At 75.0% G+C, this 17295-nt stretch carries 15 protein-coding genes; 6 read left to right on the top strand and 9 right to left on the bottom strand.

Annotated elements, in window-relative coordinates:
• Positions 1-51: 51 nt before the first annotated feature.
• Positions 52-1275: a threonine synthase gene (locus ACPC54_RS09195; RefSeq protein ID WP_498962881.1), complete on the bottom strand. Its 1224-nt coding sequence runs from the start codon at positions 1273-1275 to the stop codon at positions 52-54.
• 116 nt (positions 1276-1391) lie between these two features.
• A complete protein-coding gene (locus ACPC54_RS09200) occupies positions 1392-4184 on the bottom strand; it encodes a penicillin acylase family protein (RefSeq protein ID WP_498962883.1) in 2793 nt (930 codons plus the stop codon).
• A 209-nt stretch (positions 4185-4393) separates the two neighbouring features.
• Here ACPC54_RS09200 and ACPC54_RS09205 point away from each other — a divergent pair, with 209 nt between their 5' ends.
• Together ACPC54_RS09205 and ACPC54_RS09210 are read left to right on the top strand one after the other, a co-directional pair.
• Complete coding sequence (locus ACPC54_RS09205) at positions 4394-5740, top strand: SUKH-4 family immunity protein (RefSeq protein ID WP_498962885.1); 1347 nt, start codon at positions 4394-4396, stop codon at positions 5738-5740.
• A 225-nt stretch (positions 5741-5965) separates the two neighbouring features.
• A complete protein-coding gene (locus tag ACPC54_RS09210) occupies positions 5966-6220 on the top strand; it encodes a hypothetical protein (protein WP_498962887.1) in 255 nt (84 codons plus the stop codon).
• A 98-nt stretch (positions 6221-6318) separates the two neighbouring features.
• Here the strand turns inward: ACPC54_RS09210 and ACPC54_RS09215 are convergent, their stop codons facing one another.
• From ACPC54_RS09215 to ACPC54_RS09240, 6 genes are all read right to left on the bottom strand, one after another.
• Positions 6319-6906 carry a hypothetical protein gene (locus ACPC54_RS09215; RefSeq protein ID WP_498962889.1) on the bottom strand — a complete coding sequence of 196 codons (588 nt, stop codon included), beginning with the start codon at positions 6904-6906 and terminating at the stop codon, positions 6319-6321.
• A gap of 42 nt (positions 6907-6948) precedes the next feature.
• Positions 6949-7611, bottom strand: coding sequence for a maltokinase N-terminal cap-like domain-containing protein (locus ACPC54_RS09220; RefSeq protein ID WP_498962890.1), 663 nt, complete (start codon positions 7609-7611; stop codon positions 6949-6951).
• A gap of 98 nt (positions 7612-7709) precedes the next feature.
• Positions 7710-8576 (bottom strand): N-acetylglucosamine kinase, encoded by an 867-nt coding sequence (locus ACPC54_RS09225; protein WP_498962892.1) that lies wholly within the window; start codon positions 8574-8576, stop codon positions 7710-7712.
• Between the two features lie 38 nt (positions 8577-8614).
• Complete coding sequence (locus ACPC54_RS09230) at positions 8615-9229, bottom strand: hypothetical protein (protein WP_498962894.1); 615 nt, start codon at positions 9227-9229, stop codon at positions 8615-8617.
• A gap of 130 nt (positions 9230-9359) precedes the next feature.
• Entirely contained in the window at positions 9360-9959 is a 600-nt protein-coding gene (locus tag ACPC54_RS09235; protein ID WP_498962896.1) for a DUF1349 domain-containing protein, read from the bottom strand.
• Positions 9960-10124: 165 nt separating this feature from the next.
• Positions 10125-10319, bottom strand: coding sequence for a zinc ribbon domain-containing protein (locus ACPC54_RS09240; RefSeq protein ID WP_498962898.1), 195 nt, complete (start codon positions 10317-10319; stop codon positions 10125-10127).
• Between the two features lie 13 nt (positions 10320-10332).
• Here ACPC54_RS09240 and ACPC54_RS09245 point away from each other — a divergent pair, with 13 nt between their 5' ends.
• From ACPC54_RS09245 to ACPC54_RS09255, 3 genes are all read left to right on the top strand, one after another.
• Entirely contained in the window at positions 10333-10878 is a 546-nt protein-coding gene (locus ACPC54_RS09245) for a TetR family transcriptional regulator C-terminal domain-containing protein (RefSeq protein ID WP_498962900.1), read from the top strand.
• An 8-nt stretch (positions 10879-10886) separates the two neighbouring features.
• Complete coding sequence (locus ACPC54_RS09250) at positions 10887-13688, top strand: SdrD B-like domain-containing protein (RefSeq protein WP_498962901.1); 2802 nt, start codon at positions 10887-10889, stop codon at positions 13686-13688.
• 169 nt (positions 13689-13857) lie between these two features.
• On the top strand, positions 13858-14760 hold the full coding sequence (locus ACPC54_RS09255) for a hypothetical protein (protein ID WP_498962903.1): 903 nt from the start codon (positions 13858-13860) through the stop codon (positions 14758-14760).
• A gap of 18 nt (positions 14761-14778) precedes the next feature.
• Here ACPC54_RS09255 and ACPC54_RS09260 read toward each other — a convergent pair whose 3' ends face one another.
• Positions 14779-15162, bottom strand: coding sequence for an ArsR/SmtB family transcription factor (locus ACPC54_RS09260; protein ID WP_498962905.1), 384 nt, complete (start codon positions 15160-15162; stop codon positions 14779-14781).
• A 99-nt stretch (positions 15163-15261) separates the two neighbouring features.
• On the opposite strand from ACPC54_RS09260, the gene ACPC54_RS09265 reads away from it, so the two are divergent.
• Positions 15262-17256, top strand: a complete 1995-nt coding sequence (locus tag ACPC54_RS09265; RefSeq protein WP_498962907.1) for a heavy metal translocating P-type ATPase — start codon at positions 15262-15264, stop codon at positions 17254-17256.
• The last annotated feature ends 39 nt before the right edge of the window (positions 17257-17295 follow it).

Genomic DNA, 17295 nt, shown 5'->3' on the forward strand with positions numbered 1-17295 from the left:
ACCGGGGCGTTGCGGTCCGTCGGCCTGCCCGGGGCCGTGCGCCCGCGGCCGTCAGTCGGCGATCCCGGCGGCGCGCAACCGGCGCTCCACCTCCGGCCACTCCGGGGCGACCAGGGCGGTGGTGCGCCCGCCGACCCCGATATCCTTGAAACCGCTGGACGTCGAGATGCACACCAGTGGCCCGTCGTCCGGCAGTTCGGCCGCACCGAGACTGCGCAGCCCGGCCAGGCCCGCGGCGGCGGACAGCTCCGTCCACAGGCCGCTGCGGGCGAGTTCGTCGCGGGCCTCGGCGAGCTCCGGGTCGGTCAGGGCGAGCGCCCGGCCGCCGCTCCCGTGCAGGGCGACCACGCCCCGGTAGCCGCCCACCGGTGAGGCGATCGAGTACGCCGAGGTCGCCCCGACCTCCACCCGCGCGGCCGGCAGCCCGCGGTCGATGGCGGCGGCCAGCGGCGCGCCCGCCGCCGACTCGCAGGAGTAGATCCGCGGCACCCGGTCCGCCAGGCCCAGGCGGTGCAGCTCGGCGAACCCCTTCCAGACGCCGTACAGCAGCTCGCCGTAGCCGGTCGGCACGAACACCGCGGCCGGGGTTCCCACGTCCTGGTAGATCTCGTACGCCACCGTCTTGTAGCCCTCGGGCCCGTACGGGTGCCCGGTGTGGGTGGCGGTCAGGTTGCTGACCGGGTGCAGCCCGTACCGCTCGACGGCCTGGCGCATCAGCGGCCAGCGCGCCTCCCACGGCACCGGGAGCACCACCGCGCCGTAGGCGGTGAGGAAGGAGTCGACGGCGGGCGGCAGGTCGGGCCCGGCGAACACCACGCAGCGCAGCCCGGCACGGGCGGCGTAGGCGGCCGCCGAGGCGCCGTGGTTGCCGGAGGAGGCCACCGCGATGCCGGGGGCGCCGACCGCGAGGGCGGCGCTGGTGGTGCAGCGGTTGAGCCGGTCCTTGTGGCTCCAGGTCGGGTTGCGGGACTCGTCCTTGACGTAGGTGTTCGGCGCGATCTCGATCAGCGGGGTGGCGCCCTCGCCGAGGCCGGGGGCGAGCAGCGGCGGCAGCAGCGGCGCCCAGCGCTCCAGGCCGGTGCGGGCGGCGGTCGGGGCGAACAGGGCGGCCGCGTCCAGCTTGTCGTAGGCGTAGTCGAGTTCGACCGGGTAGGAGACGTCCTCGGTGCCGGTGCGCGGGCAGCCGGTGGTGAGCGGGGGCAGCAGCGGGTAGTCGAGGGCGGGGTCGCCGAGCGAGCGCTGGGCGGTGGCGAGGGAATCCGACGTGGGCAGCATGTAAGGATCGTAACGGTAGATCAGGTGCTACCTGAAGGGTTTTCGGTCGGCAGGCCGGCCGGTGCCCCGCCCCGGTTCGGGCGGGTCACCGGCCGGCCTGCGTCACCGGTGTCGGCTCACCGGTGCGACGGGAACTGCACCACCTGCTGGTAGGTCGGACGGTTCTGCCAGGTGCTCGCCGCGTCCGTCACGCCGCCCAGCGGGCGCTGGACGATCGAGTCGGCGCACCACTGGTCCCCGGCCTGGCAGCCCGAGTCGCCCGGGTAGACCTGGGCGGAGGTCTGGGCGGCCGCCCGCTTGAGGGTGTCCAGCAGCACGCCCCGGCACGCCGCCAGGTCGCCGCCGCCGCAGAACGGGCGGGCCAGCGGCCCCGCCACCGGATCGCCGAGCACGCCGCGCAGGTCCTTGTCGAGGTAGCTCCACCAGCCGTACTGGAAGGCCGAACCCCGGTGCGGCGAGGACTCGTTGACGCTCGTCGAGCCGCCGCCCGGACCGCTCTGCCCGCCCGAGGGCGACTCGTTGATCTGCAGCGCTCCGGTCAGCGCGGTGAACAGCGGATCACCGAGCCCCGGCCGCATCACGCCCTCGGCGACCAGCGGCCACCAGGCGTCCATCACCCGGATCGCGTCCGCGTCCGCGTAGCCGTGGCTGCCGGGCGAGGTCTCCTTCCGCTGGGCGCCGTCCGCCAGCCAGGCCTCCAGCTGCTGCAGGGCGGTGAGCGCGCTCTGGTCGGTCACCGGCGCGCTGCGCAGCACCCGGATCAGGTCGGGCAGCACGTCCTCGGCCCGCAGGTCGGCCAGCGCGGCGCCCTCCATGGCCTGGGTGAGCGAGACCCGGCTCGCCTTCCCGCCGTTCCTGAGCAGCGCCCTGACCCGGTCGTCCAGCAGGTTCGCGCGGTGCACCGAGCCGTTGCCGAAGCCGGCCGAGGTGAAGCCGGCGGCCTGCTTGTTGTTCCAGGAGACGTAGTAGTCCTGGTCGACGGACTGCGGGTGCTCGGCGGCCGGGGTGTACCTGGCGGTGTTGGTCGCCGGGTCGAAGTCGGCCCACTCGTAGGCGGGTTGGGCCAGCACCGGCAGTCCGCCGTCGACCCCGGGGGCGCGCACCGGATTGGTGCCGGAGTTGTAGTAGGCGATGTGGGCGGAGTCGGCGTAGAACCAGTTGAAGGTGTAGTTGATGTCCTGCGCCGCCTGCTGGAAGCTCGCCGGATCGTGCACCGCGCCCGGGTCGTTCAACTCCTGGAAGCCGATGATGGAGTCGGCCTCGTGCCGGTAGGTCGAGCGCAGCGAGGTGAACGCGACGGGCGCGCCGCCGACCGTGCCGCGGGCCGTCACCAGACCGTAGTTCGAGCGGCGCATCACCAGGGTGTAGGAGCCGGCCGGGGTGTTGTCGGCGGTGGTCGGCGCCCAGGCGTCCTTGCGCTCCAGCCGGTCGAAGGGCAGACAACTGCCGTGCCAGAGGTAGGAGTCGGCGGCGGTGGTGACCGGCGAGCCGTCCGTGGTGCAGAGCGGGACGGCGTAGGTGTCGGTGATGTCCTGCCCGGCCGAGGTGGCGCTCCACGCGTAGTCCTGGCCGCGGCCGAGCTGCACGTAGAAGCTGAGCCCGGCGAAGGCGGCGCCGCGGGCGCTGATCCCGGGCCCCTGGATCTCCTCCAGCATCAGCAGCTGCGGGGCGAAGTAGCCGGTCTGCGGGCCGAACACGGCCACCGGGTGGCCGTCGTCGGTGTGCGCGCCGGAGACCAGCAGGGCGTTGGACATGCCGTGCTTCGCGGTGAGCAGGTTCCCGGGCAGCACGCCGGGCGCGGCGGTGGCCGCCGTGCCGGCCGAGCCGGTGGCGTCGTACACCAGCCGCTCGGGGACGACCGAGCCCGGGTCGGGCACCGCCTCGCCCTGCGGGTGGTCCGGCACGGTCGCGTACGGGAACTGCTGCCCGTCGTGCAGGGTCCGCACCGCCTCCGGGTCGTCGGCCTCGCGCAGCGACTTCCACAGCGCGTCACCGGCGTCCTTGCCGTACGCGGCCTCGGCCGCCGACTTGACCTGGGCGGAGGCGAGTTCACCGCCGCCGCCGGCGCCGAACAGCGCGCCGACCACCGAGGCGAGGGCGACCAGGTCGGTCAGCTTGAACGGCTCGATCGACCCGGCGTTGGTGACGGCGTCGATGTGCCCGGTGAGGTCGTACTCGCCGGGGAACGTCCGGGCGTTGTAGGCCTGCTGGGCGTACGTGTTGATGCCGTCGAGGTAGGCGTTCGCGTCCGCGAGGGCCTGGGCGGCCCGGCCGCCGCGCGCCGCCAGGACGTCGATCTGCTGCTGCAGCTCGGCCTCGGTGTACGGCGCGGCCTGCCAGAAGCTCTGCTCCAGCTGGCGGTTGGCGCCCGCGCCGCCCGCGAAGCCGGACAGCTGGCCGCGGCCGACGTGCCGGAACAGGTCCATCAGCCACAGCCGGTCCTGCGCGGCGGCGTAGCCCGCGCCGAACTCGGTGCCGTAGCGGGTGGTGCCGGTGATGTGCGGGATGCCGGCGGCCTTGTCGCGCACGATGGTGACGTCCGGGCGCGGGCTGGTGCTGCTGGCCACCTGGTCGGCGGGGACGCCGAAGGAGGCGTCGTTGAAGAAGTTGTGGAGCCCGGCCTCGGTCAGCCCCGGGTAGCCGGAGGCGAGGGAGGCGTACGGGCCGAGCTGGTCGTCGGTGTGGGCGGGGCGGGAGCCGAACACCCGGTTGAGCAGGATCTCGGCGAGGGTGGCGTTGCCGTTCTCGCCGGGCGGCAGGATGTCGGCGCAGCGGGCGGCGCAGTAGTCGGGGGCGGCGGTCACGGTCGTTGCGGTCGGCGCTGCGGCGGCGGTGGGGGCCGCCGTCGCGAACAGGGCCGCCGCGAGGGCGGCGGCCGGGAACCGGAGGGGGTGGGGGCGTAGGCGCATGGCGTGCTCCTCCGTCGAAGCCACGGGGACCCGACGGTAGGGGCGCTACTGGCCGGTTGGCTAGTGGCGTGCATGCCATTGCGGCCCCGGCGCCCCTGGCTGACGGACCGTGGTGGCCGGTGGGGCGGGCGTTGTCAGTGGGGTCGGCTATGGTCGGCCGCGTTGATGGACGATCACCTGCCGGACGGCGGGGGGAGGAGGGCACGGCCATGGGGACCGACACGACCACGACGACGGGTGCGGCGGGCACCGGCGGGCGGCCGCTGCCCGCCGGGCTCACCCACGGGCCCAGCCGGGAGTTCCTGGCCGAGCCCTACACGCTGGACGGCAGCGTCCTGGCGTACCTGGACTTCGGGGTGCTGCGGGCGCAGGAGCTGCGCACCGTCGGGTCCTGGTACGAGAACGTCACGATGGCGGGCGCCGACCGCCTGTTCGTGCTGGGCGAGACGTGCTACGACGCGGCGAACCGCTGGGCGCCCGCCGCGGTGGTGCTGGACGGTGCGGACGGGCAGGTGTACCTGGCCTACCCGGACGGCTCCGGCGGGCTCGACCGGGACCTGCTCGCCAGCGGCCTGCCGCTGCTGTTCGAGCTGTGCGGCTTCGTCGAGGGCGTCGCCGGCCTGGTCGAGCAGAGCGCCGACCCGGAGGCCGAGAACCACATCCGGCGCGGGCCGCTCACCCACCCGATCATCGCCCGGCTGGTCGGCGAGCAGATGCGCGAGACCGACCCCGAGCTGTTCCGGCGCACGGACGACCGGCCCGCGCACTGGGAGACGGCGCTGCTGGTGCGCACGCTCGCCTTCGGCGCCCGGCCGGGGAGCCCGGGCGGCCTCGCCTACGCCCTCGACCCGCTGCTGGTCGAGGACCTGGCGGAGCTGACCGGTGGCGAGGTGCGCCGCTTCACCGAGGAGGAGCTGCCGGAGGAGCTCAGCCATGAGCCGACGCGCCGGCTGCTGATGTCGTGCGGGCTGCCGGTCACCGGGCGGGGCATGCTCGCCGTCGACGCGGAGGGCCCGCTGACCCTCATGGCGGAGGACTACCCGGAGGACTATCCGGAGGACGGCGACGAGGACGGGCCCGCGGGCGCCGGCGGCTCCGACGATGACGGCGCCGACAACGACGGCGCCGACAACGACGACGCCGACAACGACGACGCCGACAACGACGACGCCGACGAGAGCAGCGTGCGCCCGTACCAGGCGGACTTCGTGAACCTCGGCGGCTGGACGTACGACCTGGTGGTGGCGCTCGACGGCGCCACCGGCCGGCTCGAACTGCCCGACTGGCACGACGACGAGGAGCCCGCCGCCTACCTGCACCGCGACCTCTCCGCGCTGCTCTACACGCAGTGGACGTACGAGCGGCTGCGCGCCGAGCGCGAGCAGTGGGTCGGCGAGGCGGACGCGGCGGGCTGGACGCTGTTCGACCCGGTCGAACTCCTCGACGGCGCGGCCGAGGAGGCGCTGCGGGTGCTCGACCCGGAGGCCTGGGCCACCGAGGGCCACTTCTGGCCGATGCTCGCGGAGGACGGTCACATGGGCCGCCTGCTGGAGTGACACCGGGCGGGGGAGCGGGTGGGCCCGGAGATGTACATCCCCGGGCCTACCGCCCCGGCGGAGTGCATCCGGAGAGCTGATGATCCGGAGCCCGGGCGTGTGACAGCGTTCCGGGTGGGCGCCGCAGCGACCGATCGGGGGTCGGTCGCTGCGGCGGCCCACGGGCCCGGCCGCCGCTGGGGCGGCCCGGCGCCCGGTTCCGTTCAGCAGACCCAGGGAGGGGCCGTGACGAGCACACCGTTCATCGACCGGCGCAGCGCCATGACGCGTCGCCGCATGCTGGGAGCCGCGCTGGCGGCCGGCGCGGCCGGGGCGGCGCTGCCGCTCGGCCTCGCCTCGCCGGCCCGGGCCGACTCCACCCCGGGCGCGTCGGGCCCGGTGCGCCTCTTACTGCCCGCACCGACCGGGCCGTACCCGGTGGGCACGGTCGCGCTGCACCTGGTCGACACCACCCGGCCGGAGGTGCGCTTCCTGCCCTGACAGCAGGGCCGCCCGGTGCGGCCGCGCGCCACGAGGGGAGCGCGCGGCCGCACCGGGCGGCCATCGGCCGGGGGCCCGTCCCGTCTGCCGGGTGCGGATCAGGCGGCGGCCCGACGCAGGGACCTGATCAGCAGGCTGCCCGGGTAGCTCGCGAACTCCGGGTACTGCTCCCGGTGGTAGCAGGCCCAGTAGCTCACCACCCGCCGCTCCGTCCGGGCGAAGAAGCGCGGATTGCGGGCGATGAACGCCCCGTAGAGCCGCCGGTGGGCGGAGGCCGGGTCGGCCAGGTCCGGCAGCCCCGTCCGGACCGCCTCCAGGATCTCCAGCACGTACTCGCCGACCAGCTGGAGCACGAACGGGACCACCCAGGGCTCGGTGGAGCCGACGACCTGCTCCAGGTGGCGCTGGCGGACCCGCCCGTCGGTGTTCCGGGTGTAGAGGCAGTGCAGGATCGCCCGTTGCGTCCCGGTGAGGGACCGCTCCGGGGCGCCGGGCGGCTCGGCCACGTGGATCCGGTACGGAATGGCGACGCTCCCGCCGCACACCTCGACCGGGAACGGCTCCATGCCGGGGTACGAGGCGCTCGGGAGCCTGGCGGCCACCGTGCGCACGTCGTCCGCGAGGTGGGGAGGGAAAGCCGCCACCAGGTCGGCGAAGGCGTCGGGGGCGGTCGGTGGATTCTGCACGGTCGGAGCGTAGACGACGTGACCTCCGCCCCCGGCGGGCGCCTACTCCGCGGCCGGGGCGAGGGCGGCGAACAGGCCCTCGGCACGGGTGCCGTCCGGCAGCTGCCAGGTGCCCGCGAGGTGGCCGGTGGCGTGCGGCGGCAGGAGGCCGGCATCGGCCGCGAGCGGGCGCAGGACGCGGTGCAGGCGCAGCGTCCCGCCGTCCGGCGCGGTCAGCTCGGTGCCCGCGCTGGTGTCGGTGGCCGTGGTGAGCCGGGCGCCGGCGAGGCCGGGGCCGCGGTAGGAGCGGGTGACGTCGCGGTCCGGGGTGTCGGAGACGCTCTGGGCCTGGGCCTCGGCCCGGCCCTCGATCAGGGCGAGCAACTCGGCCACCAGCACCGGGTCCTGGCAGCCGTCGTAGGCCCAGCGCCGCCCGAGCACCCCGTGCTCCATGGTGCCGACGAGGGCGTGCTCCGCCCCGTCGAGCGGGGCGCCGCGGTAGCTGAGCGGCACCAGGTAGGTGACCGGCTCGGCGCCGGAGGTGTCGGTGGCCACCATGAACTCGATCCCGACCTCGCCCTGCGGGTCGTCCAGCCGGAAGCCGCCGGCCTTGGCGAGCTCCGGCCGGCCCGCGCCGCCGCCGACGTACCAGGGGCGGGTGGGCAGCCAGGCGGTGAGCAGTTCGAGCTTGGTGGGCTTGACTTCGGTCTGGTAGATGATGGCCATGCCGGGTTCCCTCCGTCGATCGGTCGGCGTACCCGACACCCTCTCACCGGTGCGCGACCCCGCGGGTGCGGGGTGTCCGGGGGCGTCCCGGGGCTCCCTCACCAGTGGCGGCCGAGCCGGGCCGCGGCCGTGGCGGCGTCGGTGCGGGGCGGCCGCGGGGCCAGGTCGGCGAGCAGGTGCCGCAGCCGGTCGCGGATCGGGCCGGGGCGGTCGGCCACCGAGCCGGCGAGGACCAGCGGCCGGTCGGGCGCGGCGGTGGCGCGGACCAGGACCGCCAGGTGGTCGGCGGCCGCGTGCGCCACGGCGAGCGCTGCCGGGTCGCCGTCGGCCGCGAGGCGGGACACCAGCGGGGCGAGCGTGGCGAGCCGGCGCGGCGGCCCGGCGTAGGCCCAGCGGATCAGGTCCTGGGGCGACTCGGCGGCGCACCGCGCGCGGACGGCGCTGCCGAGGGCGCCGCCCGGGTCGGCGTGGGCGTGCCGGAGCGCCTCGCGCCCGAGCCAGAAGCCGCCGCCCTCGTCGCCGAGCAGCCAGCCGAGTCCGCCGCCGCGTGCGACGGTGCGCCAGCCGTCGAGGCGGACGCAGATCGTGCCGGTGCCGGCGATCAGTACCGTGCCGCAGCCGTCGTCGACGCCGCCGGAGGCGAGGGCGGGCACGGTGTCGGGCACCAGCCGGACGGGGCAGCGGAGCCGGAAGGCCGTCCGGCAGCGTGCGGCGAAGGCGTCCGGGTCGGCGAGGGCGGGGAGCCCGGCGAGCCCGACCAGGCAGGTGGCGACCGGCCCGGGCCCGGACGGCCCGAGCGCGGCCGCGACGGCCTCCGCGAGCCGGGCCAGTGCCTGGTCGGCGCCCGGGCCGGCGGGGTTGGCGCCGGGGGCCTCGCCGCGCCCGAGGACGGTGCCGGCGGCGTCGACGACGACGGCGAGGGTGCGGCTGCCGCCCGCGTCGACGCCGAGGTGGAGTGAGGTCATCGGGCCTGCCTTCGACGTGAGCGCGGGGGAGCTCGGGTTTACGCGGGGTCGGAGGCGGCGGCCTGGCAGGCCTGCAGGTCGGCGAGCGCGTCCACCGCCGTGGCCGGGGCGAAAGGCTGCAGGACGTTCGGGACGAAGGAGTGGAGGCGGGGGAACCGTGTGCCGTCCTCGGTCAGCGACCACGCGTGGTGGGTGCGGGCGGTCATCGGTTGGCCGGTGGGACTGATGCCCTGCCAGGCGAAGTCGATCGCGAGGTCGTAGCGCCCCCGTTCCGCCCGTTCTGCTCGTTCCGCCTCGGGCTGGGAGAGCTTCCAGCCGGTGATGGTGTGGGAGGTGACGTCCGTGGCGTGGGCTGTGGCGTCGTGCCAGACGGCGATCTCCTCGAAGCCGGTCAGCTCGCGCCCGTCGGAGAGCCGCAGGCTGACCGGCGTCCCGATGAGCTCGCGCAGCAGGGACTGGTCGCTCGGCCGCTCGATCAGGAGGCACCACTGGTGGACGAATGCCAGGGCACGGTGGCGGGCGTACGCGTCCGTCCCCGGGGCCCCGGCGAGTTCGAGGTGCCGCAGCGCGGCGGCTTCGTGTCCGGTGCTGGACTCGGTCAGGACCGCCCGCAGTTCGGCGAGGGCGCGGACTTCCAGGGCGTCGTCGGACACGGAGTGCTCCACGGAGGCTCGGACATCGGGGCGGCCCGGCTCGGGCAGGGCCGCCCCCGAGAGCCTAGTGGGCCCAGGCCCTGTCCGGCCGCAGCCGGGCGATCGGTGCGCGGCCGCCCGGAAGGGCCGGTCAGTCGTCCAGGTGCAGTCCGGCGTCGGCCGGCCCCTGGGCGAAGCGGGTGAAGCGCACCTGCAGGCCGTCGCGCTGCGGGGAGCAGCAGAAGGGGCCCGCGGTGGCGGCCGCGTCGGGGGCGAGCGGGGCGAGGCGGACGAGGCGCCAGGGGCCGTCCTCGCAGCGGGCGCGGACGGTGACGGCGTCCCCGGTGCGGCTGGCCCGGATGGTGACGGTGCGTCCGTGCCACTCGGGCACGGGGGCGAGCGACCAGTCGGAGAGGCCGCGGGTGACGACCGCGCCCAATTGCGGAACGCCGTCGCTCAGTTCCACACCGGCTTTGATCCACGTCTCCGGATCGACCCGGATCAGCAGGCCGGCCTGGTCGTACAGCGTGCTGAAGTCGGCGAGGAAGGACACCTCGGTGGCGGTGCCGGGTGGGAAGCCGGCCAGCAGGGCGTGGCCGTCGTCCCGGACGAAGCCGTAGCTGGTGGTGCGCCAGAAGTCGCTGTGGCCACGGGCGGTGACCAGGAGATCGGTGCCCGCGGCTTCGACCCGCTCGGGCGGGTTGAGCCAGCTGCCGTCGTGCCAGGGGAGGTCGCGGAGCGGGTGCGCCATCGGCGGTCCTTTCGGGCGGTGGACCGTGCTGCAATTTGCTGCAAGATTCCGAAAGGCATCCAAGCACCCGCTCCCGCCTGCGCGGAAGCCCTGTCGGCGGGATCAGGTGTCAGGGCTTGAGTACCAGCCGGATCGGGCTGCCGTTCCTTGAGGGAGCGATGAATCTCAAGGATTCGCCCATTTCTGGGCGAGGTTGAGCGCGGCGTTCTCGTCGCGGTCGACGACCAGCCCGCAGTGTCCACACCTGAAGGTACGTACGCGCAGAGGCAGCTTGGGTTTCACCGCCTGGCAGCGGGAACACGTCTTGGAGCTGGGGAACCAGCGGTCGGCGACTTCGAGTCGGCCGCCGCCCGGGCGCACCGGTGCGGGAGCGGTGGAGGAGCTGTGCGCCTTTGCGCGGGGCTGTCTCGAAGGCGTCCGCGGTCCGGCCGACCTCGGCCGGGCGTTCGTCGTGCCGGGTGCCGAGGCGCCGGCCGGCTCCTCGGAGTCGACCGCCGCCGTCGCCGAGCTGGACGCGCTCACCCGGGCGTGGGCGGCCGAGTCGGTCCGGCAGGGGCGCGCGGGCGGCGAACTGCGCCCCGGCCCTGATCCGCACGCCTTCGCGTTCGCCTTCGTCGGCCTGCTCAAGGGCCTCGTGGTGCAGGCCGCGACGGCCCCGGAGGCCTTCGGCGTGACGGCGGCATCCGCCGAGGCCGGGCGCTGGATCAGGCCCGCGCTCGGCGCGGGCTGGACGGCTGCCCGGGCGGTTCCGCGTGACCGGAACGGCCCCTTCCTGCGACGTCCGACGATCCGTCGAAGTTCCCGATTCGGGCGCGAAGTTGTGGGCAATGCCTTTAAGCTTCCCTTAATCAACGGCGGCTTTCCGCCACTTCGCGAACTCCTTTGCGGGCTCCGGGCGGTAGGCCCAACGCGGTCATGAGAGCAGGGATGACGACAACGAACGAACAGGAGCACGGCGCCGCGCGCCGGCCGGACCGGCGGCGGGCGGGTTTACCCGGCCGCCGCGCGGCGGCCGGGGTGGCGGCGCTCGCGGTCGGCATAGCCGGCTGCTCGCTCGCGGTGGCCCCGGCGGCCTACTCGCAGAGCGGCGACGGCGCGGTCACGGTCAAGGTGGTGCGGGCCGTGGACGCCAGCGGAGTGTGGACGCCCGGGCTGGAGCCGGGCATGGGGGGCGTGAAGGTGGCCCTCACGGATGACGCCGGGGCGGGGATCGAGGGGGTGACGGCGGCCGATGGCACGGTGAAGCTGTCGCCGGCCGGGTCGAAGCTCTCCGGCGGCAAGTACCGGGTGCAGGTCATGAACCCGAAGCCCGGGGTGCTGTTCCCGGCCTTCGCCTCCCGCCAGGGGCTGGCCGGTGCGCCCTACCAGCTGTCCAGCAACGAGGAGTTCGTCGACCTCTCCGGCGGCAAGGACGTGGCGTACACCACCGGCCTGTGGAGCCCCGGGGACTACTGCCAGAAGAACGCCCCGCTGATGACGACCTGTCAGCATCCGCCCCGCGAGGGCGGATCGGCGCGCTCGCTGGTCTCCTTCCCGTACGACACGCGCGGCCAGGACGGCGTCGACGCCCACGTCACGAACATCGCGACGGACGCGGAGACCGGCAACCTGTTCGGCATCGCGTGGAACCGGGCCGACAAGCGGGTGTTCTCCGCCGCCGAGGCCAAGCGCACCACGAACTACGGCTCGGGCGGGCCCGGCGCGATCTACGTCACCGACCCGGTCAAGAAGACCACCGCGCTGTGGGCGACCGTCCCCAACGCCGGTACCACGGCGCACGGTTCGGGCACCGACGAGGGCTTCCTCGCCGCGCCCGGCAAGGAGAGCCTGGGCGGGATCAAGGTCACCGACGACGGCAAGGACCTGTTCGTCGTCAACCTCAACGACCGGAAGCTGTACCGCTACGACGCCGGCGCGGCGACTGCGGCCGCACCGAAGGCCTCGTACCCGATCCCGGACCCGGGCTGCCCGGCGGCGGGGGACTGGCGTCCGTTCGGCCTCGGCCTGCAGGACGGCGTCGGCTACCTGGGCGGGGTCTGCTCGGGCGAGTCGACGGGCCGGACCTCCGACCTGCGGGCGGTCGTGCTGCCCTTCGATCTGGCCACCGGTGTGTTCCAGAAGGCCGTGCTGAACGAGAAGCTGGACTACAAGCGCGGCTCCACCACCGGCGCGGGCAACCCCTGCGACGGCGCCGGCTGGTTCCCGTGGCAGGACACCTTCCCGGCCACCCAGAACGGCACGAGCTGTGCCACCGGCTACATCGCCAACCCCGAACCGCAGATCGGCGAGATCGGGTTCGAGACCGACGGCTCGATGCTGGTCGCCTTCCGGGACCGCTTCGGCGACATGTCGGCCGCCGACCCGACCGGGGCCTCGATGGCCCGGGTGCTGCCCGGCGGTGACCTGAACAAGGCCTGCCCGGTGAACGGTTCGTACGTGCTGGACACCAACGGCGGCTGCGCGCTGCCCGGTGGGCCCGGCCGGTTCTTCGACACCAGCAGCCTGGTCGGCCACCGCAACGCCGGCATGGCCGGGATGGCGCTCTCCAAGGTGGAGAACACCATCGCGCTCTCGGGCTTCGACCCGAACAACGCGGCCTGGGGCTACGGGACCATGTTCGTTCAGCGGGACGGCAAGCGGGATCCGAAGTACGGGCTGCAGCTGAACCCGCCGTACCAGACGGGGACGTACCCGCCGTTCGGCAAGGGCGCCTCGATGGGCGACCTCGAAGTGCTGTGCGACCAGGCGCCGTTGCAGATCGGCAACCGGGTCTGGTACGACCCCGAGCGCAAGGGCCTGCAGAGCCCGAGCCAGCGCCCGGTGGAGGGCGCGACCGTCCACCTCTACGACGAGTCGGGCAAGCTGGTCGGTACGACGAAGACGACGGCCCGCGGCGAGTACTACTTCGACGACACCGACGTCGACGGCGGACTCAAGCCGAGGACCAAGTACACCGTCAAGCTGGACAATCCGGCCGACTACGCCAAGGGCGGGCCGCTGTACCAGTGGGTGCCCACGGAGGCGAACGTCGGTGACAACCACTTCGTCGACTCCAAGGGCGTCGTACCGGCCGGTGGGAAGTACCCGGAGAAGGCGCTGACCACCGGCGGGCCCGGCGAGAACGACCACACCTACGACTTCGGCTTCCGGCAGCAGGAGGGCGTCCTCCGCCTGCTGAAGCACGACCAGGACGGCAAGCCGCTGGCCGGGGCGAAGTTCCAGCTGTGGAAGGACACCAACGGGACGGACGGCCTCCAGCCGACCGGCGACAAGCCCGACACCAAGGTCGGTGACCCCTGCACCACGGGGGCGGACGGCCTCTGCCAGGGCAGCGGGCTGCCGGGGACGTACTACTGGCAGGAGTTGAGCCCGCCCGAGGGGTACTCGGCGCCGGACTCCACGGTCTTCGGGCCGCTGGTGCTGACGCCGGACAACCTCGCGGACGGGGTCTCGGTGACGGCCGTCAACCGGCTGATCCCCACGCCCACGCCGACCCCGACCCCCACGCCGACGCCGACGCCGACGCCGACGCCGACCGCGACGCCGGCACCGACCAGCCCGGCGCCCCCGGTCGAACCGGCGCCGGAGGCACCCGCGCCGGGTGGGAGCCTGCCCAGGACCGGGGCGGGCGAAGAGGTCCCGATGGCGCTGGCGGGCGCCGTGGCCTTCACCGGCCTCGGCACGGTGCTGCTGGCGGTGTCCCGCAGGCGCCGGTCCCAGCGCCGCTGAACGGGCGGACGGTCGGACCCGATGAAGGCTGATCGGGGCTGACCGGCTCCGACCGGCTCCGCTCGGGCGGGTTCCCGGACCACCGGTCCGGGAACCCGCCCGACTGCTGTGCGCGACCGCGCCCGGCACGAACGCCGCATCCCGTACGACCCCCGAGGAGAGGCACGTCATGGCCAAGCCCCCGAAGCCGGGCGCGAAGCAGCGCCCGAGCGCGGAGGAGACGCAGAAGCAGAACCCGACGCCGAGCACCGGCCGGGCCCGGCCGCGGCGCCGCCGCTGGCTCGGGGCGCTGCTCGCGGTCGCGGTGTGCGGCGGCGCGGTGGGCGGCCTGGCCGTCTACCGGGCGGCTTCGGCGGACGACGCCGGCGAACGCCCGGTCACCGTCGACGAGGCCTCCCGGCTCGCGCTGTCCCGGCTGAACCTCTACCAGGCCAGTCCGGTGACCGTCACGCTCACCGCGGACGAGGGCAGCGGGGTGCGGATCGAGGTGACGGGCGTGCTGGACTACCGCACCCACCACGGCGTCGGCGGCTACCGGACCACCGGCCCCGGCGGCGCCACCCCGCCCGCCCGGCCCGCCGGACCGTCGGCCGGGCCGACGGCCGGCCCGCGCACCGACCAGGGCCTGATCGTCTGGGACACCGACGGCCTCGGCCTGGCCCCCGCGCCCGCCGGCGCGTCGGGGCAGCCCTGGGAGCAGGCCGAGCACGTCCCCCGGCCCGGCTGGTCCCCGCGCTCCTACACCACGGACCCGCTCGACGCGGGCCTCCAACTGCTCGTCCAGCTCGGCGCGGACCGGCCCGACAACCCGCTGCTGCTCGCCCAGTCCGGCGCCCGCTGGCTCGGCCGGGACCGGATCGACGGGCGCGACTACGACCGCTTCGCGGGCCCGCGCGCCCAGGGCTCGGCCCCGGACGGCGGCCGCTCCCCGCTCACCTACTGGCTGGACGGCGACGGCGGCCTGCGCCGGGTGACCATGCGGATGGCGGGCCTGGGCACCCCGACCACGATCGACTTCGGCGGGCGCGACGCCGCCGCGAAGCTCCCCGAGGCGCCGTGGGTGGCGGGCTGACCGGCGGACGGCCCGCGCTCAGCCTGTCAGTTCGTCCTCGCCCGCCTCGTCGACGGCGTCGCTGAGCCCCAGCCGCAGGTGCTCGATGTGGTAGACGGCCTGGTCGAGCAGCGCCGCCACGTGGTTGTCGTACAGCGCGTAGACGACCGAACGGCCGTTGCGCTGCCCGACGACCAGGCCGAGGTTGCGCAGCAGCCGCAGCTGGTGCGAGCAGGCGGACTGCTCCAGGCCGACCTCGGCGGCCAGTTCGGTGGCGGCGCAGGGCCCTTCGCGCAGCCGGGAGAGGATCAGCAGGCGCGAGGGCGTGGCCAGGGCCTGCAGGGTGGTGGCCACCCGGGCGGCACTGGCGGCGTCCAGGCGGGTGTGCGGGACGGCGATCGAGGGGGCGGCTCCATGACCCATGTCGCCAATACTACAACTCATGCATGAAGGAGCGTTCATATGTTCATGTATGGTGGATGAGACGTCGGCCCCGCCATGCCCTGAAGGGTTTCCTCGCTCATGTCCTCCTCCGCCCTGGCCGTGCACCCCGCACCCCCGGTCGCACCCCGCCCGGACCAGACCCCCCGCCGCCGCACCCGGGTCCTCGCCCTCCCCGAGGCCCGCTGGGCCGCCGCCGCGACCGTGCTCTTCCTGCTCGCCCTGCCGCTGCAGCTCACCGGCGCCCCCGCCTGGGCCTGGGGCCCGCTCTACGCCCTCGCCTACGCCGCCGGCGGCTGGGAGCCCGCCTGGGCCGGCCTCCAGGCGCTGCGCGAGAAGACCCTCGACGTCGACCTGCTGATGATCGTCGCCGCCCTCGGCGCCGCCGCGGTCGGCCAGGTCATGGACGGCGCGCTGCTGATCGTCATCTTCGCCACCTCCGGCGCGCTGGAGGCGCTGGCCACCGCCCGGACCGCCGACTCGGTGCGCGGCCTGCTCGACCTCGCCCCGGCCACCGCCACCCGGCTGCTGGACGACGGCACCGAGGAGAGCGTGCCGACCGAGCGGCTCGCAGTCGGCGACACGGTCCTGGTGCGGCCCGGCGAGCGGATCGGCGCGGACGGGCGGGTGCTGGACGGCGCCACCGAGGTCGACCAGGCCACCATCACCGGCGAGCCGCTGCCCGTCGCCAAGCGGGCCGGCGACGAGGTCTTCGCCGGCACCCTCAACGGCACCGGCGCCCTGCGGGTGAAGGTCGAGCGGGACGCCTCCGACACGGTGATCGCCCGGATCGTGGCGATGGTCGAGGAGGCCTCCGAGACCAAGGCGCCCACCCAGCTGTTCATCGAGAAGGTCGAACAGCGCTACTCGCTCGGCATGGTCGCCGCGACCCTCGCCGTGTTCGCCGTGCCGCTGGCCTTCGGCGCCGCGTTCACCGGCTCGCTGCTGCGCGCCATGACCTTCATGATCGTCGCCTCGCCGTGCGCCGTCGTGCTCGCCACCATGCCGCCGCTGCTCTCCGCGATCGCCAACGCCGGACGGCACGGCGTGCTCGTCAAGTCCGCCGTGGTGATGGAACGCCTCGGCCAGACCGACGCCGTCGCGCTCGACAAGACCGGCACCCTCACCGAGGGCACCCCGCGGGTCACCGACCTGCGCCCCCTCAAGGGCTCCGGCCTCACCGAGGACGGACTCCTCGCCCTGGCCGCGGCCGCCGAGCACCCCAGCGAGCACCCGCTCGCCCGCGCCGTCGTGGACGCCGCCCGCACCCGCCGCCTGACCCTCGCCCCGGCCGAGGACTTCGCCTCCACCCCCGGCGTCGGCGTCACCGCCTCCGTCGACGGCCGCATCGTCGCGGTCGGCACGCCCACCCGGCTGATCAACGGCCGGACGGACGGGGCCGCCGCCCGCGCCGCCGTCATCGCCGCCGAACTGGAGGAGGCCGGCCGCACCGCCGTCCTGGTCGAGGCGGACGGCGTCCCGGTCGGCGTGCTCGGCATCGCCGACCGGCTGCGCCCCGACGCCGCCGCGACCGTCGCCGCCCTGGCCGGCCTCACCGGCCGCACCCCGGCGCTGCTCACCGGCGACAACCCGCGCGCCGCCGCCCGCCTCGCGGCCGAGGTCGGCATCACCGACGTGCGCGCCGGACTGCTGCCGAAGGACAAGGTCGACGCCGTCCGCGAACAGGAGGCCGCCGGGCGCAAGGTGCTGGTCGTCGGCGACGGCGTCAACGACGCGCCCGCCCTCGCCGCCGCCCACACCGGCGTCGCGATGGGCCGGGCCGGCTCGGACCTCGCCCTGGAGACCGCCGACGCCGTCGTCGTGCGCGACGAACTCGCCACCGTCCCGACCGTCGTGGCGCTCTCCCGGCGGGCCCGCTCCTTCGTCGTGCAGAACCTGGTGATCGCCTCGGTGTTCATCACCGCCCTGGTCGTCTGGGACCTGGTCGCCACCCTGCCGCTGCCGTTCGGCGTCCTCGGCCACGAGGGCTCCACCGTCATCGTCGGCCTCAACGGGCTGCGCCTGCTGCGCGAATCCGCCTGGCGGCGGGCTCGCGCCGACGCCGCCGCCGGGTGATCCGGCGGGTCCGGCGGGGCGGGGGTTCCGGCGCGCCCG

Origin of the sequence: Kitasatospora sp. NPDC094028 (genome assembly GCF_049543595.1) — a bacterium.
Taxonomy (GTDB): domain Bacteria; phylum Actinomycetota; class Actinomycetes; order Streptomycetales; family Streptomycetaceae; genus Kitasatospora.